General features: G+C 63.6%; 8 protein-coding genes. 1 reads left to right on the forward strand and 7 read right to left on the reverse strand.

Annotated features, from left to right (window positions below; all coding sequences use genetic code 11):
- Positions 1-5: 5 nt before the first annotated feature.
- From VT03_RS11045 to VT03_RS11060, 4 genes are all read right to left on the reverse strand, one after another.
- Positions 6-2,990: a hypothetical protein gene (locus tag VT03_RS11045; RefSeq protein WP_075093034.1), complete on the reverse strand. Its 2,985-nt coding sequence runs from the start codon at positions 2,988-2,990 to the stop codon at positions 6-8.
- Positions 2,991-3,064: 74 nt separating this feature from the next.
- Positions 3,065-5,788 (reverse strand): hypothetical protein, encoded by a 2,724-nt coding sequence (locus VT03_RS11050; RefSeq protein ID WP_075093035.1) that lies wholly within the window; start codon positions 5,786-5,788, stop codon positions 3,065-3,067.
- 31 nt (positions 5,789-5,819) lie between these two features.
- Positions 5,820-7,121 carry a hypothetical protein gene (locus VT03_RS11055; protein ID WP_075093036.1) on the reverse strand — a complete coding sequence of 434 codons (1,302 nt, stop codon included), beginning with the start codon at positions 7,119-7,121 and terminating at the stop codon, positions 5,820-5,822.
- 464 nt (positions 7,122-7,585) lie between these two features.
- Positions 7,586-9,301, reverse strand: coding sequence for a trypsin-like peptidase domain-containing protein (locus VT03_RS11060; protein ID WP_075093037.1), 1,716 nt, complete (start codon positions 9,299-9,301; stop codon positions 7,586-7,588).
- A 599-nt stretch (positions 9,302-9,900) separates the two neighbouring features.
- On the opposite strand from VT03_RS11060, the gene VT03_RS11065 reads away from it, so the two are divergent.
- Positions 9,901-12,354: an FHA domain-containing protein gene (locus tag VT03_RS11065; protein ID WP_075093038.1), complete on the forward strand. Its 2,454-nt coding sequence runs from the start codon at positions 9,901-9,903 to the stop codon at positions 12,352-12,354.
- Between the two features lie 21 nt (positions 12,355-12,375).
- Here VT03_RS11065 and VT03_RS11070 read toward each other — a convergent pair whose 3' ends face one another.
- From VT03_RS11070 to VT03_RS11080, 3 genes are all read right to left on the reverse strand, one after another.
- Positions 12,376-16,512: a TIR domain-containing protein gene (locus tag VT03_RS11070; RefSeq protein ID WP_075093039.1), complete on the reverse strand. Its 4,137-nt coding sequence runs from the start codon at positions 16,510-16,512 to the stop codon at positions 12,376-12,378.
- A gap of 610 nt (positions 16,513-17,122) precedes the next feature.
- Complete coding sequence (locus VT03_RS11075) at positions 17,123-19,165, reverse strand: tetratricopeptide repeat-containing protein (RefSeq protein WP_075093040.1); 2,043 nt, start codon at positions 19,163-19,165, stop codon at positions 17,123-17,125.
- Positions 19,162-20,124 (reverse strand): hypothetical protein, encoded by a 963-nt coding sequence (locus VT03_RS11080; protein WP_156514416.1) that lies wholly within the window; start codon positions 20,122-20,124, stop codon positions 19,162-19,164. The genes VT03_RS11075 and VT03_RS11080 overlap by 4 nt, the downstream gene beginning before the upstream one ends.
- Positions 20,125-20,167 lie beyond the last annotated feature (43 nt).

Raw genomic sequence — 20,167 nt, forward strand, 5'->3', positions numbered from 1 at the left:
CTCGTTCAGTTCGGCACGGCGGGGGCGGGATACGTGGCGCTCGCGGGACGCGCGAAGACGAGCCGCCCGGGCAGGAAATACGCGGTCGTCGCCGTCGGCAGCCATCGAGGGCGGCTGCCGTCGTATCGCCCGATCGTCTCAAACCGCCCGGCCGCCGTCTCGCTGGCTCCCGGCAGGATCACCAGCAGCGAGCCCGAGCCGCTGGACGTTGTGACGTCGATCATCGGCTTGCCGTCCTCGTCGTACGTCATCCATCCGACGCTGCTGTATTGCGTGACGAGTTCGTTCTGCAGATCCTTCAAGACATTGGTCGATGTCGGCCAGACGCGGTCGAAATCGTTGCTCGCGATCTCCGTCAGGTATTCGAGGCACCGCCCCCGGCGCTGCGCGACCTCCTCGCTCCGGGGATCGGCCCAGTCGGTGCGGAGGTTGATCCGCTCGACCGTCGTACTCAGCTTCGATTCAAAATCCAGGAACGGTTTGTGAGTCGGTGCCGACAGACTTCCGGCCTTGGTCAAGTCGCACATATCCCGCAGCAACGTCAGTCGCAGGATCGCATCGACCGGCGGGTCCTCCCGGTCTTCTTTGTCATTGATGATCGCCCTGGCGAGTCGGCTCATCGTGAGATCCCAGTTCTCGATGCTGATCGCGTCGAGCTCATCCTGCATTTTCTTGGCGAGCTTGAGCTGCGGCGCCGCTTTGGGTTTCGCGATGTCGAGCTTGCTCGGAGCCAGGATGATCGTTGCGGAATTGCCGACCGCCGACCAGCTGGCGAACTCCACGCGGTCGGATTTCGAGCTGGCGGTCCCGGCAATGAGATAAAACGGAGCAGGACGCCCCTTCTCTCGCACGATCTCGAGGTCCCGCATGTAAGCCGCGTCGAGGATATTCGCCTTCAATTGAGCGATGAGTCCGGCTTTGGGATCGATGCGATTCTCCACGACGGCCAACGCCTTGAGATAGCTCTGCGCCCCTTCCGCCAGCGGGGTTCTGGGGAACGCCTTCAGGAATTCATTCGCCTCATTCCGCCTCGCTCCGATCAGATCCACCGATTCGGGAAAGAGCCTCCCGAACTCCTGGGGGAACTTCCGGACCGCGAACAGGGACGCCCAGAGCTCCGCTTCGGCCGAGGCCTGTTTCATTGCGGCGGCGAGGGGATCGTCCTTCAGTTCCGTGGAGAAGGCGAGCAGGAGACCGGTGAATGTCTTCACCTCGCTCACGCCTTCCGGCGTCGAACGAATCCGGGACTTTGCATTCAGCTCGGACAGCAACTGCTTCCGCTTGCCGGCCATGATCATCGCGCGTTCCATCGCGTCGATCGCCGCCAGGATCTCGGCCTGAGCCTTCAGGGTTGGCTCCGCTACACCATTCAGTCCCTCGGTGGTCTGTCTCACGTCTTGGCGGAGCTGGTTCAACTTGTCACTGCTCGCTTGCGGCGACAGTGTATTATGCGTCTCTTTCAGGTCCTCCAGGGAGTCCTTGTGCCCTTCCATCTTGGACGCGATCTTTTTGTTCCAGTCCTCCATCAGCTTCCGGCGTTTGTCGATGACCGGTTTGACGCGTTCGTCGATCGCGTCTTTGTCCATCGCCGGCGGCTGCTTGGCGATCCCTTCCGCTTTCGTCAGTAGCTGATTGAACCGCGCGCCGTCTTCCGCCGGAACCTCGTCCGCCTGGTTAAGAAGTTTCTCGACCTCTTTGGATCGAGATTCGAGACTCCCCTTCATCTCGTCGATACGGAGGCAGGCGGCCTTCCAGTCCTTGTTGTCCGAAAAGTACTTGGGCTCATACTGGAGACGGACTCCAACGGCCATCGGCACGTCGCCGGTTTCCAAAGCCTTATCGATCTCCGCGATGGCGTCCTTCCGAATGGAGGCCCCCGTTGCGCCGGTGACAGAGACCGTCACCAGGACCACGAGCGCGGTTTCGATGAGACTCGCGATCCCTCCGATCAGGAGCCGTTTCCGCGTCCGGTTGGTGCGGAAGGAATCGATGCGTTCGAGAAGCTGCGATTCCACATCGAAGGGGAGCGTCCGGCCCAACGCATCAGTCTGGTCAGCGAGCTGCCGAAGAGCCTCTTCCGAAGTGTGGCTCCGCCCGAGCGCCCTATGGACTTCCGTGAGGTGCTCGCTCCAGGCCGAATCGTCGGACTCGGCGGCGGTCCGCTCTTCACACCAGGCCGCGGCATCCCGCGATCCTCGGACGAGCGGATCGTCCGCCGGCAACGCGGCCAGCGGAAAAAACTTCGTCCACTCCCGGTACGGAGTTGTCGCCTGCGCGAAATCGTCCGCGGCGTAGGCGGCTTGGAGCTTCTCAAAGATCTGTCCCAGACGGGAACGGGCATCCTTTCGCTCGGCCTCCCGCACCTGCGACTGCAAGGTCGGAATGAGCTTAGGTGGGAGCGCGATCGTCCACGGCACGTCCTGGACTTCGGCCAGCAGGTTCTGACACTCGACGAGTGAGGCGCCGCGTCCCCCCGTCCGCGCGACCTGAACGATCTGCGCGAGCCGGGCCTCCTCGTAGGCGCGGAGATCGGTCTGCCAGACCTCGGTATTCGGATCGTTCAGCGCGAGCTGCCGCAGGTGGGCCACCCGCTGCGCGAGGGGCGCTCGCTGCAACGCCAGCTTACGGTGCTGCCGCAACAGACTCTCCAGCGGGGCGTGCTCGCTGTAGGCCTCATCGATCATCTGGGCCACGTCGTGAAGCGGCGGCTCCGAGAGGGGCAGCTCCAGGAACTGCGCCAGCTCCTGCCATCGCTTCCACTCATCGTCCGTCAGCCCCTGCACAACCCCCACGGCTTCGATGAGCCGCGGTTCGGTCTCGGCCTCCTGGATCGCCTCGACCCGCAGCCCCTGGCGGAGATACTCGCCGCAGCGACGGAGCCGTTCGTTGATCTTCCGCGTGACCTCCTGGAAATCCTTGGAGAGGGCCACCATCTCATTCGATTTCTCGATCCGTTCGTCGGCCAGTGCCGCGCGGATTCGATCGATCAATGCTTGTATCTGTTGCATAAAACCCACTAACTCGCATCAGACGACGGACACGACGACTGAATCCAACCAAACGATCATTTGCCAGTTTTTCCGACTTTGACTGCCGCAGTCTTGCCTTTGAATCGAAACAGGTCGAAGAACTCTCCGCCGGGAACCGCGCCGGAGGAATCGGCAGGAGGATGGACAGGAGCCATTCTGATCTGGACCATCGCGGATTCGACACGAAGCTCTTTCTGAAGCGGACTCAACTCGCGGCCGTGGTGAACCACTTTTTTAAGATCCTCCAGATAGCGACCGGCTTTCTCCCTTAAGTCCTTGGCATATTTCCCGGCTTCTTCGTCGGACCTGTTCTTGTCCTCTCCCCGCCAATGTGTCTTCGCACTGGACACGCTGCCCTCCACGCCGGCGATGAATCTTTCAACATCACTGTCGCTCAACTCTCCGGTATACTTTGGCGCCAAAACTTTTGAGTCAAAGTCCCGCAAGGCAAACTGCTTTACAATCTCGCTCCTGTCCTTGTTGAGTGTCTCTTGTTCCGCATCATGCTTGTTATTTTCCACAGCAAGGCTGGGCGTTGACTCAAAGTCCAGAATCATGGAAGAAGGCGATTTTGGCCCTGCTGAATTAGGGCTTTTCAACCACAGCTGCTGAAACTTGCCGTTTGTGAGCTGACTCAAATCCCATCGCGGCGCGCCAGCCTCTCCTTGAATGAGAGGAAGCGGCTCACCTTTGAAGGTCAGTTGGATATTCGACAGTCGCAGTGTGCTGGAATCGATCCCGCCCAACCAACTCTTCAGCCTGGGAACTTCCGTCCCGAAACTTTTCAGATCGAACTTCAAGTGGAAGTTGTCGATCGACACGCCCTCGTTCACATCGACCGGTGGGGCGAACTGCAAGTGAAGATTCGAGCGGCTGTCGCCGTCCTCGATCCACAGGACAGCATGTTCAAGGTGGGTTTTGTCAATATCGCCAATCGACTGCTGCGGCTTGATCCTGGCTTGCAGCTGGCCGATGCCATTCAGTGACACCACAATCTCGGCATACGGTGCTGGACTTCCAATATTCCGCTTTTCCGAAATCGAGTAGGCGCCGTCTTTGAAGGTATGGCTTGGATCGTAGAGCTTGCTGCTGCCAGGGGCGGTCACGGATGGGAGAAGCAGGAACGCCCGCGTGACAGATTTGAGTTTCAAATCTTCAGCCGCCGGGAACGTGATCTCGACGGCGTCGTTCCCCTTGAGTTCCGGCTTCTTCTCTGCGACCAGGATCGTCCTGGCTGGCGCCGCATCCTTTGGATCGGGCATTTCGACAGGCTTCCCGTCTGGTCGGGCGGCGGGCACCCCGTCCGGTCGGGCGGCTGGCACCCCGTCTGGTCGGGCGGCCGGCATCCCGTCGGGTCGGGCGGCCGGCATCCCGTCGGGTCGGGCGGCGGGCGGCATCGGAGCGGGCGGCGCCGGGTTTTGCGACATGGGGGGGGGCGTTGTCACTGACGGCGGCGTGCCGGGGGGCATGGTGGTGGGCGGCATGGTCTCCGGCATTCCCGAATCCTCGGGAGCTTTCCGCACTCGATCGTCATCCGAATTTCTCTCAGGTCGCGGGATAGACGCCATGCGCTGGTCGTCAGAAGGGGAAGCAGCCGGAGGAGGAGGTGGGGGGGAAGCCGCGACACCTCTCTCCCCCTTCTTCGAAAGCACAAACGCCACGACTGCGGCGGCTAGGACGACTGTTGCCGCCGCGGCGCCGCCGACCAGAGCCCACGGAAAGTCGGCCTGGGCCCGCGCCCGGTGTCCTAGGGGGAGCCCCGGCGGACGCGGCTCCTCCTCGGCGTAGTCCTCCACATGGCTCATCCGGTCCGCTGCCGCGGGACGCCGCCCTGCGGCGGAAGCCGGGTGTCCGGCGGGGCCGGCGACCGGGATCCCCGATCGGTTCGGATCGATGTGGCGGGGAGCCGTCGGCCGCTTCACGACGATTCCCGTCCGGGCAGTTTGGACGAGAGCCCCGCCGGGCGGGGGGGGCTGCAGGGCCGTGAGGTCGATCCGCAGGGCGTTTACGAACCGGAGGCTCTGCTGGACTTCGGTTGACCCGGCGACGATCCCCGACCACAGATAGTCCACCGTCTTCGGCAAAGACGCGCCGTACGTCGCGAACGTGACATCCCACCGCCGACTCTCCGGAAGCAGGGCGATCGCCTCTTCGAAGAGCGCCAGAACATCGATCTTCGGCGGATAGATCAGAAACACTTTCCGGTCCGGATCGGCCAGGAACGACTCCGCCATGATCCCGGCCCAGCCCGCCTTGTCGGCACTCCCGGTCACGCGCGCCCATTCGTCGCAACGCCCCGCCGGACGCGGCTGTTGCGGAGGGATCCGCGCGGAGGGGAACTGCTCCAGCCGGCCATCCCACCGATTGATCATCCACCCCGGCCGGCCGAGCAGCCAGGCAGGTCCCGCCGGGCCCGCGGCTCCCTCGAGGACGATGTGGTGCGCCAGTTTGTTGGATCGACCGCTGTAGTCGAGCGGACAGTCCGAAACGCGCGACAGGACGTGCTCCAGCCGTCCGCCGATCCGCAGCAGGTAGTGCCCCCAGTTGACCGGATTGTCCGCGGCCTCGGCGCTCCCCGGCGTGAAGACGTGCCGATAGCCGCTCAGCGATTCGAGCAGATCCATCGTCGGCCCCGGGATGCCGCGGCTGCTCTTGACGGTGCAATATCCGCTGCTGCCGGGCTTCAGGCCCGCGGGAGCGGACGTATTGAGGATCTCGTGAATCATCAAATCGCTTTCGATCGAATCCGGAAGAGACATCACCAGACCCCCGAAGCTCCGGGGGCTGCCGTCACAGCTCCAGTTTTCCGGCGCGAATCTTGGGAATCAGCCCTAGCGAGCTGTTCGCCATGGCATACAGGAACGGGACCTCCGCCCAGAACGGCTCGACTTCCCCGGGGCGCATCATGGGGCGGCCCGTTGCCGCATCGACATGCGTGCTCCATCCCGTGGCGCTGACCGGGATGTACCGGACCTGCTTCGAGAAGTTCTCCGCGGCACTGACGATCTCCGTGCACGTCGAAATCAGCAGCTTACGGATCCGCTGCGACACCTTGTCGATCAGCGTCGTGTCCATTCCCAGTTGCGGCCGCGAGGTCCCGTCCGGCGAAGTCCAAGCGGCATGGGCGTACGCTGAAAGATCGCGCGGATTGTCAAAGACTAGGTGCAGCCAGCGGTCGCACTTGGTGACGATGACCGTCACGGGCCTGTTGTACTTCTGGTTGGTCGCCAGTCCGGCAAACCGGCGGATCCGGGTGGCCGCCTCTTCGAACACCCCTTCCTGCGAGCCCAGGTGCGACTTGTCCGTCACCCCTTCATTCAGCGATTCATCGAGCCGCCGGAAGCGGCTGTCCTGGAGCGGATCGAAAACGAAGAACAGCATGCTGGCTTCCGCCAGGTGCCGGGTCACCGGGGCCGAGGCCTTCTCCTGACCGGGCAGGAAACTTTCCCCCGCGTTGTCGAACAGGCAGATCGTCCGGCCAAATCCCCGCCGCTCGATGTTGGGGTGGTTCTCCTGCAACCGCATCGTGAACAGATACGGAAGGGCGTACATCACGGACTGATTGCCATAGTTCACCGCCGCGTACCCGTATTCGTCTCCCGTCGTCTGAGTTTTGAGAATCAGCTCCTGCATTTCCTGGAGTTGATCGGGACGCGGGTTGGCGAACAGGCTCTGCTCGTACTGCTTCAGCCGCATGTTAAACGTGGCGTCCGCGTCCGCGAACGCGGTGGCGAACTTGATCGGGAGCATCCGCCGCAACTGGCGGGACATTGCTGCCAGAAAGTAGCTCTTGCCGCTGGAGGGGGCACCGATGATGGAGAGAAAGAAGGTCTGCAGTTCCATCATCGGTCGGGCCACTTCGAGATGGCATCTCGGGCAGGCCAGACGATGGCAGGGGAAGCCGCGGGGGTCGATCGCCTCGGCGTTGGGGGAGAAGCGACTCGGGAGAAAGCGAAGCTGGGCGTTGGGAACGCGACTGTCGAGATTGAACAGGTCCTGATGCTCGCTGATCCACAGCACGTCCTCGGGCTGGAACTTGTGCCAGCACTGCGGGCATGTGACGCGAGGCAGGAGTGGCGTGGCTGTGGACATGAAAGTCACTTCTCGATCAAGGATACCCGTCGCCGGCGACAACCGTTCCGAGCCCGACCCGTGGGCAGAATTCCCTCTCCGCCCCAAAGGCCCTGCTCACGCAGAGCGAGACACACGCTCGAGATGAGCCCACCCATACTCCGGAGCAACCTCCCCCGGAGCATCCGATCCGCTTCGCCGGCTCCCGGATGCCGGCTCACGGAGGCCGTTGATGCTAGGATGAGCCGATCTCCCGCTTGAAACCTTCTATCGTCCGCACCGGACAACTGCAATCGGGGCCCCGGTCGCTGGCCGCCCCCGTCCCTGGAAACCACCAGCGCCGCTTGGCAATCTTCAAAGGTCGCTACACATCGAAGCCATCGCGAGCCTGAACACGGCTGGTGACGACACTGCCAAAACGGGGCCGGCGGGGAGAGTGGGAGGCGGAAGCGCGGAGGCGATTCGGAATCGGCCGTGAGAAAGGGTCATCGACACCGCGGGCAGGGAATCTTGCCGGACCCATTGCAGGTACCACACGGGAAGTACTCCGTGACCGGCTTGATGATGTCCTTTCCCAAAACCGGATCCTTGCCCGCAACGACGTTCCTCGTCCTGGCGATCTTGCCCCGCTGGCATCCTCTGGCATGGCAGTTCAAAAACTTCGGACCGTTGCAGAGGTTGCAAACCGGGTCTGCGAGCCAGCGGGCCGTGACGCTGTCTCCGTTCGGCGAATCCATGGGAACGACCGGCTGGTAACAGCGGATCGTGACTATTGCCTTCGAAAAGACTGCCAGCCTCTCCTCGTCGACCCGAGGAATCGGGGCCGTTGACGGTGCGAAGGAAGCATCGACCATCTTGGCGAACGCCAGAAGATCGGACGTTGGGACCGCGCCGATGCGATCGGCGGGGAGCTTGAATCCGGAGCTCCTCATGCCAACCACATGCCCCCCCTCGTCCAGAATCGGACCGCCAAAAAAGGCCGACGGAGCATCCAGCAGCATCAGCCCCTCCGCTTCCGTCGTCGGAAGCATGGCAATCTTGCATTTCAACACTTCGGCATCCGCCGCGTCTACCGAGGCTCGGGACCGGCCCATCGCCACAACATTGGCCCCCTTGCTCGGCGCGGCGCTGGCCATCCAGACGGGAGGGGCCTTCAGGGCGGTGCAGCGGAGCAGCGCCACATCGCGAAACCCCGAAGCGCCGACCAACTCGGCGTCGAGCTCTCCGGATGTCGTCGGGGACGAGATCTTGACCGTCACCGCATTTCCCAGCAGCTCCCGGCTGGTGACAACCAATCCTGGCGCGATGACGAAACCGTTTCCCAGGCCCGTTTCCAGCATGAGCCCGCTTGAGGGCTCGCTGCTCCCTGAAGGAACATCACTCCGCGGCACCGCCAGATACATATAACGCCAGCCGTCCTTTGTGCTTTCCGCGGATGGAATCGATCCCGGCGGAACTCCGACCAGGAGGGCTTCAAAGCGGCGACGCTCAGTGGTCGTCAAGGGAATCACGGAGTTGGCCGACTCTGCCATCAGGTGGACGACGTTATAAGCCAGCTCGGGAGTTTCGGGGGCCAATTCCGCGAGTCGACGCCACGCGTCAATGGCCGGCGCAAGTTTTTTCTGTCGAATGCAGCATAGAGCCAGATTGTTCAGAGACGGAATGTGATCCTCACACCGATTTAACACCTTTCGAAAATGCCGCTCACCGGTCTCGGGCGAGTTCGCGTATGCGGGAGTGTTGAGCATCCCCAACAGGAAGTCTGCCTGAATGCCATTCTCATTGACCCGGCTGGCTTTCTCCAACCCCTCCTTACACGAGCGGTAGTCCTTTGCTGCCAGATCGACCAGGGCTTTCTCAACCAGGAAGTTGGCTTCCTTGATCCGTTCGGCGTTCACTTCGACTGTGACCCAGTCGTTCCCATTCCGGACCAGCTTATTGCCCGCCCGTTCTTTCCAGGCCCCTAGTTCCAGTTCAATCTTCTTCCGCTGAGTGGAACTCAGCCCTTTGTCCTGCAACAGGGCTTCCAGAATGGCCAGCGACTCGACGGCTTGGTCGGCTGACTTGGCCCGCTGAAACGCGGCGTCGATGGCCTGCTCCAGAGGTCCCTTGGAGAACGACGGCTTGGAAGTGGGCGGAGATTGCGCCCAGAGCGATCCGGTTAGGACAATTCCGACGAATGACAGTGTCAGCAGTTGCACCCACCGGCGCGATGCTGATGAATCAAGAACGCTGAATCCCCGGCTATGGAGCATTGCCGACTCTCACACGCTGTTCAACTATTGAAAATGCCCTAGGCCCAAACGCTGATCCCGCTAGCGCACCATCAGCACCTGCACAGGGTAACGAACCAAGATCGCTAAACAAAGGCATTTCTGCCCGCGAATGCGGCCGACCAAAGATGAATTCCTGAATGGAATGAACAGACTGCTGAGAGGGCATCCGACCACACGCCGTGACTCGATTGCAGGGGAATGTCGCGAGCAGCACCCAATGGTCGGCAAGGCTGATTGAGGGGAGGCGATGCCGAATTCTTCAATGAAGATCGCCTTGGGCGCGGCTCAAGGACAACGCTCTCCCGTGTCGGCGGAAGGGACGAAGTCTCCGCGGAATTGAATCGCCTGAACCGGGGCGTCGAAGGCCTCGAACCGTGGTTCTCGAATGATGCCCCGACTACCATCCCTTCTCGGGCTGTCGGGCCGTCTGCGCCTCGCGAGTTCTCCCTCCTGACGACTTGGCAGTCCTCTGGGCGGCCCGATGCCTGACCCTGGTCTGCACAATGTGAAGAGGGCAATGTCAGATGAAACCGTTGACCGCTTCGGCCTGTCCAGCCCTTTTTGAAATCGCGACGGGCAGACTCCATTCGCTGATCTCCTTCGAGCAGTTCGTTGTTGGGCGGAGCCCTGACGCGGACCTGCCCGTTACGAACAGTGCGTGCTCAAGGCAGCAGTTTCGGCTCCTGCGGCAGCAGGATCAGTGGCTCATCGAGAACCTCTCAAAGCACAATTCGACGGTTCACAACGGCGCTCCGGTCGTCGCTCCGATCGTCCTGGCACACGGCGACGTCATCCAAGTTGACGCGTTGCAGTTCGAGTTCCGGACCGCCGAACACGTCGTCGCCGGAACGCTCGGTTTCAGTGACGAAGCGCAGCTGATGGCTACGTCGACGGCACTTTCGGCGGCGCCCTGTGGCCCGCCGACGCAGATTGGAGCCTCGACGACGGAGTCCTCCTCGTCGTCTATGCCGAGTGGTTCCATCGCCGTTCACGGCCAGCTCCTCATCGGCAGAGACAAGGGCCAGGTCCAGATCCTGGTGGATGACCCTAACGTCTCGCGCATCCACGCCCAGGTCCAGTCGAAGCATGGCCGGATCGAGATCACTGATCTAAAGAGTACAAACGGGACCTTTCACAACGGGCGACAAATCGAGACCGTCACAGCACTCAAGCCTGGCGATCGGATTGACATCGGACCGATGTCCTTTGTTTGCGACGGCCAGAATCTGATTGCGAAGTCGCGGGCGAACAACGTTGAACTGGTGGGCCGCAGCATCCGGCGGATCGTCCCAGACCGCTTGACGGGAAAGCCGCTGACTCTGCTCGACGGCATCAATCTCGTCATCCGTCCGAAGGAGTTCGTCTGCCTGCTCGGGCCCAGCGGCTCCGGGAAGTCGACGCTCCTGTCCGCTCTCAGTGCGCGGGTCCCCGCAACGAGCGGTTCCGTGACGCTCAACCAGGAAGATCTGTACCTGAACTTTGAAGCGCTGAAACGTGACATCGCCGTCGTGCACCAGAAGGACGTGATGCACGACCTTCTGCCTGTGGAGGTCGCACTGAACTACACCGCCCGATTGCGGCTCCCCGCCGACACGACGTCCACCGAGATCCGCACGACCATCCGTACCCTCCTCGAGAGCGTGGGACTGACGCACCGCCGGGCGGTCCGCATCCGGGACTTGAGCGGCGGCCAGCTCAAACGAGCCAGCCTGGCAAACGAGATCATCAGCCGCCCCAGCCTGCTGTTTCTGGACGAGGTCACGAGTGGGCTGGATGAGCAGACGGACCGGGAGATGATGCAGCTCTTCCGCAAGGTCGCCGATGAAGGCAAGACGGTGGTCTGCATCACGCACAGCGTCGCCAACGTCGAGCAGAACTGCGACCTGATCGTCGTTCTGACGGTGGGGGGGAAACTGGCGTTCCTCGGGCCTCCCGCTGAGGGGCTCAGTTACTTTCAGGTCCGCTACCTGGGTGACATCTATGAGAAGCTGGCGGAGGCTCCGGCCGAGGTGTGGCAGCAGAGGTTCGAAGCGCATCCTTGCTATTCCAAGTACATCGACGCCCGCATGCCGCCCGACGAGTCGTGGGAGGAGCCCGTTCCGCGGCGCGCGTCCGCGCTCCGGGAGCGGGCGAAGCTGTTTCGCTACCAGCTGGTGCTGCTCACGTCCCGCTACTTCCGGATCCGGATGGCGGACTCCCGATCGCTGCTCCTGATGATGGGGCAGTGCCTGCTGGTGGCGGCTCTCCTGAGCCTGCTGTTCGGCGATCTGACCGTCGACAACGCCAACCTGCCGGAGATTGCGCTCAACTCCCGCAGCCTGCTCTTCCTGATGGCGGTGTCGACCTTCTGGTTCGGCTGCAACAATTCCGCCACCGAGATCATCAAGGAGCGCGTGATCTTCAGCCGGGAAGTGGACGTCAACCTCCTGCCAAGCGCCTACTACGCGTCCAAGCTGATCCTGCTGGGGGTGATCGGAGTCACGCAGAGCATGCTGCTCCTGCTGGTGGTCCACATGGCCACCGCCTTTTCGGGAAACGTGCTTACTTACGCCGGCATCTTCGCCCTTTTGAATGTCACCGGAACGGCCATGGGGCTGCTCCTCTCGTCGCTGGCTAAGACGGAAGAACAGGCGGTCACCCTGGTCCCCCTCGTTCTCATTCCGCAGATCATCCTGGCCGGCGTGATTTCGCAGTTGTCCGGAATGCTGGAGACCTTCAGCGAGGCGTTTATCACGACCTTCTGGGGCATGCGGGCTCTGATTCCCTGCCTGGATGAAAAGCTAGTGACCGGGCTCGGCGCCAAGGAGTGGTCGACGAAATCCGCATGCCAGATGCTCGCGCTGCACTTCGGCGTCTTGGTGGTGACGACGCTCATCGTCCAGGCGCTACGGGACGGCCGCGGTTCCCGATTCGGCCGGGCGCTCGCCAGAGACCGGAGACGGACGCCCGGTCGGCCCCCCTCCCGCGCGGCGGGATGAGACGGGGCGTCCGGGCCACTTTCAGGGAGCGATCGCGGGGGCAAACCGGCTCCAGATGTGAATCGAGTACTGGCCGCCGAAGGTCGCGAAGTGAATCCCGTCGCGGAAGAACTCCGCCCCGCGGAAATCGGGCTCTACCGCGCAGGGCTGCTCCGATCGCTTTCCCTCCGCCAGCGACCGCGAGAAGATCGTTCCGGAACTGCGGCCGGACTCCTGCTCCAGACAGGCGGCGCGATCCGGACTGATGGCAACCGGCCAGCGAAGCGGGACAGTCTCGGGCTGGAGGTCGCCGGCGGGAAGGCGGTACTGCCGCAGAACGTGCGTCTCCTTTCCGCCCCCTTCGACGCTGGCGACGTAGGCGGTCGTCTGGTCGAGCGAGAACCCGTAGAGAGGCGCCTCGTCGGCCGCTCCCGTCTCGTTCCTCAACGCCGCCGAAAAGAGGACCTTACGATAGCCGGGTGAGACGACAACCAGCTCCTTGTCGGTCGGAATCGCGAGCAGTGAACCGCCTGCGGCAAAGAGTCCACTGCGAGCGAACAGTTTGCTCAGCGCGGGCATCTCAACCGGTTGCCCCTCTTCCATCAGCCGAAGGCCGCCGTTGAACGGCGACTCCAGCGTCGTCAGCTTGCCAAATGTCTGGTTGGCGGCAATCGTCACCCCCATTTCACGCTCAAGATTCGTCAGCTTGCCGCTGGCGACATCGACCATGACCGACTCACGTCCGAACGGGTAGTCTGTGCCGAACAGCCGCTCTCCGTCGGTGGAGTACCAGATCCGCCATCCCCAGTTCTCCCCCAGGCGGCGCTCAAGGCGAATCGCCTTGGAGCGGACATCCCAGACCACAAGGTCTCCGAGGACGCTGACCGCGGCCACCTGATTGATTGCGGGGTGAACGGCGATCGACGTGAATCCGACGTGCCCCCCCTTGGCGATCCCCAGGCTGCTCCATCGCAGTTCCGTTCCCGCGAGCCCGCGGGCGGCTTGACCTCGCTGGACCGCAGGGGCGGGGACCGGAGAGGGGGGCCTGGCACCAGGCGGCGGAGTAGGGCCACGCGGCTGTGACGGAGCGAGGCCACGGGGCGGGGCGACCGGTCCGGCGAATCCCGGAACGAACGGGGGAGGGGCCGGGGCTTTCCCGACGGGAGCCGCAGGAGGCATGGGCTCTGGCTGCGGTTCATCCTCGGACGCTTCGCGGACGGTACGGGCCAGCCGTTCCAGGGACGGGGGAAGCGATTCGGCCGTATTCCATGCCAGGAGCTGTCCGGTCGGCAGCCGTCTCGATGTGGGATTCAAGCGGTTTCCCACGGCCACGAGATGCTGATTCGTCCCGTCGAGCGCGACCCCTGAGAACTCATAGTCGTTGTCCGCCGTGATCCGCAGACACTCCTTCCAGTGCCCGGTCCCCCACACGATGATTTCTCCCGGGCCATGATTGGTCTCCAGGTGACCGCCGATGATGTGGCGACCGCTGCAGCTCACCAGCCGTTTCCCGTCGGGGGAGAACGTGAGGCCGGTGATGCCCCGGCGGTGTCCGCGGAGCGTGGCCAGTTCTTTCCAGTCGCGCGTGTCGCAGATCACTACGTCCCCCGAGCCCATCCCCAGGGCCGCGACACTCCCTTGTGAATCGAACGCCAACCGGACAATCGCCGCCGGCGCCAGTGTGAATCCCAACCCGGAGTAGGCATCCCCGGACAAGTCCGGGATCGCGGTTTGGCGGATGGGAAGCTCGGTCCGCGCACCGCTGGCGATGTCGACCTTCCAGGCGGTCTTGCGGTCCAAGAAGCAGAGGGAATCGCTCCCGGAGAACGCGACGGCCCGGATCTCGGGGAACTCGTCCGATGACATCGGTCTTTTGGGCGCGGCCACACCGATTTCAGAGTGCTGCTTTCCCGTTCGTGCGTCCCAGACGACAACTTTCGCCTCCGCGGCAACGGCGATCCAGCAGCCATCTGCCGAGGAGGCGACATCCCGAAAGTGACCGCTCGCCTGGTCCAGCGGGACAGTCAGGCCGTCGCGGTAGAGAAGCAGTTGCCGCTCCTCCGCCGGTTCTTCCTTGCCGCTGCCCAAAACCGAGACGCCGCGATCGCGGAGGACCGCATAGTTCCCCGGCGCATCCCCCAGAGCCAGCCCCCGGCCCGGGAAGTCGGTTTCCACGAGCGGGGCTCCCAGCGCGGACGCCTGCGCGTCCCAGACGAGGACTTCTCCCGACTCATCGGCACTGGCGAGACGCTGGCCGTCCGGGGCGGCCCGGACGTGGGTGATCCGCGCCGCATGACCCTTCTTCGGCAGCGGATCGGCATCGAGCGCGGAATCCCAGAGATGAACGAGATGTCCCTCGGCGCTCGCCACCTGCTGGTCGTCATTCAGGAAGATCGCTCCCAGTCCCATGCCTCCCGCGAACGACGGTTGCTCGACCGGAACCTCGGCAGGGAACTGCTGCCGATGCAGCTCCGATTTCGTTTGCGGGTCCCAGACCAGTAGCTCCCCTGGCAGCGACTCCTGATCTCGATGTCCTCCTCTGGTCGGACTCGACCGAGTGACGATTCTGGTCCCATCCGCGCTGTACGCCAGCCCCCACAGCGGTGCGCCGCTGCCGAGCTGGCGGAGGTATTCACACTTCCCAGACCGGGTGTTCCAGATCCCCAGAGAGCCGTCCATGCCTCCGCTTGCGACGTGCCCGCCATCCGGACTGTAAGCCAGGCACGTCACTGGCCCGTCGTGGCGGTCGAGGAACTGCGTGGGTGCGAGGGGATTGCGGCGGGAAGTCCGGTTCTGAGTCAGGTTGAGAACCTGCTCTCCCGTTTTAGAGTTCCACAGTTCGATTCCCCCTGCGACATCGGCCGTCGCGATGAGTTCTCCGTCGGCCCGAAACGCGACACTCATGAAAGGATACACTCTCGGTTGGATGGTCACCCGAGTGGCGAGGTCGTCCGCCGACAGAAGCTGCAACGCCCCCGGACGCTCCTTTTGGGACAGGACCGCGATTCGCGCCCCCGTGGGATCGATTCCGATACCGGTCGTGTGGGTCTCACTGTCGCGGAGGATCTCACGCGCTCCGGACGCGACGTTCCAGCGGACCAGCTCCTGCTTCGCGGTGACGCCATACACGAAGGCGGAGTCCGCCGACCAGACGAGCCCTTCCAGCCGCGATTCTCCCCGCAACGAGATCCCCGCGCCGCGCGTCAGCCGGTTCCAGTAATGCCACTCGAATCCTCGCAGGTCGGGAGTGTCGGTCGGCAGCTTCCCGGGCAGGTAGCGATCCAGCCGCCTCCGCATCAGATCAACACGGCCATCCTCCCACAGCCCCGGCAGGCTGCGGATGTCGTTGACGTATTCCTCCTCGAAACGGCCCGACTCACTGGTGGCGAGCTGCTTCTTGCTCCGCACGAGATCGTCGTCCCGTTGGCTGAGCTGCTCGGTCCGCTCGGTCAGCGTGTCGCTGGCGGAGGTGAGCTGGTTCTGCAGAACCTCCGCTTGCTGCCGGGAGGCGCCGGCATAGATCAGAAGGCCAACGACCACGGCCGACAGGGCCAGACTGCTGATCCCGACGGTCCATTGCTGTTTCCGCCTCCGTTGACGATCCCGCTGGCGGAGGCTGTCGAAGGCCAAGCCGGTCAGCCCCGCGACGAGCCGCATCAGCGCCGTGGCTTTGGTATCCGCGTGGGAGCGGATATCGGCCCCGATCGGCTCGACCCGCCGCGTCTCGATGAGCTTACCCGCTGGGCTGACCGGATGCCGTAGTGCCGGGGGAAAGCACTCCTTCAACGAGGCGCGGTTCTTGTCCGAGACATTGGGCTCGCCCGCCGCGATCAGGGGGAGGACCGGGCGCTCGGGATACAGCTGCTTGAAGAGCCGCACCTCTTCATTGACCCACCGCGAGGCGGCCGCCGCGGGCGAGCAGATCACGATCAGGGCCGCCGACTCCCGCAGAGCGTGTCGGATGACCTGGTCCAGATCGGAGCTAGTGGGGATCTCCTCGGTGTCCCGGAAGATGGGAAACAACCGGGCCGGAATGGGGCCGCCGCGACCGGTCGCCCCGACGAAGTTCCGGGGAACGCGGTACGTCTCCAGAGAGCGGTGCAGCCACGCTGCGGTCGCTGCATCCCTGTGGCTGTAGCTGATGAAGGCAAAGTACTTCAGCGTCTTTGGCGGCTGCATGTGTCCAGGTTTCCCCCAAGCACCGCGGTCAGTCCCCCGCGGAGAGATGGATTGTCGTGGTTCGTTATTCCGGCTTGGCGTATTCGAGTCTGGCCCTCACCTGTCCGTTCTCGTCCTGCAGGCCCCCGCACTGCGCAGAAAAGTAGCGAGCAGCATTCCGTGTCAATTGCAGAGGTCCTCTGCTCGTCAACAATTCGAGTGAGAACAATCCGCTCACATGTGCCCCGCAAGATTCTTTCGGCCCGTACGCCAACGTGAAACGTATTGTAGGCTGGCCAGTACCCCGTATCGCGTCCGGCTGGCGCCGTTGATTCTCACCCGCCACGCGAGGCCCCTTCTCCGCGTGAGCCATCTTACGACTGGCAGACTCTGTCGTCACTCCTGCGGGGGGCCGCTCGACGATTCGTGGTCGGAGGGACGAATACAGCGGAGTACGGTGTTCGAGTCCTCTCCACGACTCGGCCGACGCACTCGCCGGCACGGTGGCAATCGCTGAATTCTCGTGTGCGATGGCCGCCGGGATCCCAGGCGTCCCGTGGCTCCCGGAGAGCTCCTTCCTCTGGACCGCGGGACACCACAGCCACTCTCCCCAGCTTGAAAAACGCTCCGTTCAACGGTGAGGGGACGCGGCACGAAGCGGAATCGCCCCGGCCGCGGTCTTGAGCGCGGCACGAACCTGTTGGATGTCCTTGAGCTTCTCATCCCGCGGTAGGATGTGCCAGGGGACGATCACCGGACTCAAGCCGCGCGCCTTCTGGTTGGCCCGTTCCTGGTCGTCGACTCCCGACGGACCGTACCTCCAGCCGGCCAGCAGCCGTTCCGCCATCCATCGGTTGTGCTCCATCTCTGCCAGGACCAGTTCCTCCCGAGTCCCTTCGCCAACGCCTGGTGCTTCCGTCCCGGCCGAAACCCCCTCGTGGCTCTTAAAGTCGGCCACCGCGGCGAGCTTGATCGCGAGGTGGTCGGCGGCGGAGCGATTGGACTCTTTGGTCTTCTCCGACAATCGCTGCCAGGGTACGGGGGCCACGTCGGAGAGCCTGGGGTTCTGGCGCACGTATTCTTCGTGCGTGTGCTTCCCGATCGCTTCCCGGGAGAACGCGATGGCATCGCCGTCGCTGGGGACTTCCTGGATCGCCCCGAAGGGAAACAGGTTCTTGTCCCGGTCGAGCGTGGCCGCCAACTCCGGCTGCCGCGGCAACCAGACAAAGAGGGGGACCGGCTTCCGGCATCCCAGGTTCGTCAGCAGTTCGCGGAGCTGGATCGCCGTCTCGAAGTTCGCGCGGTCCTCCTGACCGCAAACGATCACAACAGGCCGGACCGCCTCCTCCGCAAACTCATCGACAAGCTGGCGGGCGAACCGTTCATCCAGGCGTGCGGAGGCGAGTTGGACGAAGCGGGAGTTCGTGACATACTGGACCGCTTCGCCTCCGGCGATGCGGATTCCGTCCGGAAGCGGATGACGGTTCCAGCTCCAGTCGTCCGCTTCCGGGAGGAAGGCCGAAACACCGATCGTCGCCCCGTCCCAGGAGGTGAAACGGCAGAACCGGGCCAGAAACGCTCTCGCCGAGGATTCGATATCGACGTCCGCAATTGTGAGTCGGCTGCGGCGGCGGTTCGGAAAATGGCCGAGCCGGCCGAGCTCGACTGCCAGGGCCTGCCCCGTCGCTCCAAAGCCGACAAGAACATAATGGGCCACTTCCGACTCGCGGCGCGGAGCGTACGGCCACAATTGATGTGCGACGAGCCGGGTTGCCGCCGCCTGGAGCCCAGTGGAGACGTGGATCTCGGACGACTCCACACCGGGGAGGACAGACGAGTTGGGCTGTAGCTTGGCGGCGAGGCCCGTCTCGACGACGAGCGGCGCCTTGAGGCGGAGGGGCTGACTCACTCCTCCTTCGGGGGGAAGGCCGAAAAATAGTCTCGGATCGTCAAAGGGACTCCCCACGTTGATCGCCAGATCTCGATAGCCGTCCCGCAGAAGTTCCACCTGCGCGCACATCCGGGAAAGGTAGTATTCGCGTCCGTCTGCTGCGCGGAGCGCCTCCTCATAGGCGGATCGAGCGTTCGGCCAGTTCCCCACCAGGAGATGCGTCTCCCCTTCCATGGCGGGGATCCAGACGTTGTCGTCGTCGAGACGAGGCCGCCAGATGGCTGGCTCTTGCAACAGGAGGACGGCGTCCTCCCGGACCTCACGCAGAAGCGGTTGGCTCTCGGAGAGCGGGGCGAGCGTGACCCGCAACGACGCGCGAAGGAACCGCATCGTAAGCTGATTGATTCGCGGATAGAAGGAGTGCGAGAGCTCGTAGGCGTGCCGGTAGGCTTCCTCAGCCTCCTGCAGGCTCGCCAGCGCCCGAGGGGGGCTGGTGACGCGGAGGCGGGCGGCGCGTTTCTTGTAGAGCTTGCCGAAGCGGCACAACGTCTCCTCGCTTCCGCCGAAGCGGCGTTTCTGGTCCGTCAGTAGCCGCATGGCCTCATCGTCGCGCCCCTGCAGCTCGAGGACATGCGCCAGTTCGTCGGCGATCGGCAGTGCGTAAGGATGGTCCGCCAACCCTCGGAGGAGGATCTCCTCGGCCCGCAGCAGCTGCTCGGGAACGGAGTCCTGCCGGTAGAGGCGGGCTTCCGCGATGACGTCTCGATAGGTTGGGATCTTCATGCCGTTCCACTCCTCGGCGGCAGGACATAGCGTGCGGCGGCGCATCCGGCCGAGAGGTATGCCCCTTTCCGCTCGACCGGTTTCAGGTTGGAGAAGCGGACCGCGTTGAGTCCGTAGACCGAGAGGACGAAGTCGTATTCCGCCCGCCACAACTGGCTTCGGTTCGACTGGCTCAGATGCCGCGCGGCGAGGTTCCGGATCCTGAGCAGAAGCCACTTGAGCCGGTCCGCGGGCGTCGGCAGGTCCGCCCGAGGGGGCCAGTCGAAGTGGCCGTGGGCCGCGCGGCTCGTTTCTCCCAGAGCCGTCTCAAACTCGACGACGTCCCGGGAGAACGACCGGTCATGGACGAACAGCCGCGGATAGGCGCGGATCTTGAACTCTGTTTCCAGTTTCACGAAGTCCCAGGCGATGAGGTTGTTCGCCCCCAAGTTTCCGTAGTCGAAGACGGCGGGCCACAGGACCAGGTCTTCGACACGGCCGACCAGAATGTTGCGGCCGTGCAGATCGCCATGCCCCCGCCCGCGCAGCAGCCGCGGAAACGGCCGCTCCCCCCAGTGGTCCATCAGGTAACGGAGCTGGTAGACCGGATCGTGGAACTGGTCCTTCCAGCGAGGGTGCTCCAGCTCGGTCGTCACTTCGCAGCGGAGCTGGAGCGCTTCCGGCGCCTCCCAGTCCGACAGATTGCGGACCAGATGGCGATCGATCCGGGGCTCTCGAACTTCGTCGCGCCATGTCTTGGGATCGTCGTCAAAGGAGTGGGAGTACAGGAGGCGGCCCAGCCGTTCGTATAACTCGAACAGCAGGCTGGCCAAGGACTGAGCAGTCGGTTCGCCCACGCGAACGCACGCCAGGAGGGCTTCTTCGAGCGGGACTGTCTGCTCGACGCCGATCATCTGCTGCGCGTCTTCGTAGATCAGGGCGATCAGGTCGCTACCGTGGTAAGCGGCTTTGAGTCCCATGAGGACCAAGTCGTGGTGGACACCGTCCGGCCGGCAAACGTTC

The organism is Planctomyces sp. SH-PL14 (assembly GCF_001610835.1).
In the GTDB taxonomy this organism is placed as follows: Bacteria; Planctomycetota; Planctomycetia; order Planctomycetales; family Planctomycetaceae; genus Planctomyces_A.

Excerpts from the sequence above, each read along its gene's own strand:
- VT03_RS11050 (WP_075093035.1), bottom strand. The coding sequence starts at position 5,788 with ATGTCTCTTCCGGATTCGATCGAAAGCGATTTGATGATTCACGAGATC.
- VT03_RS11055 (WP_075093036.1), bottom strand. The coding sequence starts at position 7,121 with ATGTCCACAGCCACGCCACTCCTGCCTCGCGTCACATGCCCGCAGTGC.
- VT03_RS11065 (WP_075093038.1), top strand. The coding sequence starts at position 9,901 with ATGAAACCGTTGACCGCTTCGGCCTGTCCAGCCCTTTTTGAAATCGCG.
- VT03_RS11070 (WP_075093039.1), bottom strand. The coding sequence starts at position 16,512 with ATGCAGCCGCCAAAGACGCTGAAGTACTTTGCCTTCATCAGCTACAGC.
- VT03_RS11075 (WP_075093040.1), bottom strand. The coding sequence starts at position 19,165 with ATGAAGATCCCAACCTATCGAGACGTCATCGCGGAAGCCCGCCTCTAC.
- VT03_RS11080 (WP_156514416.1), bottom strand. The coding sequence starts at position 20,124 with ATGGGACTCAAAGCCGCTTACCACGGTAGCGACCTGATCGCCCTGATC.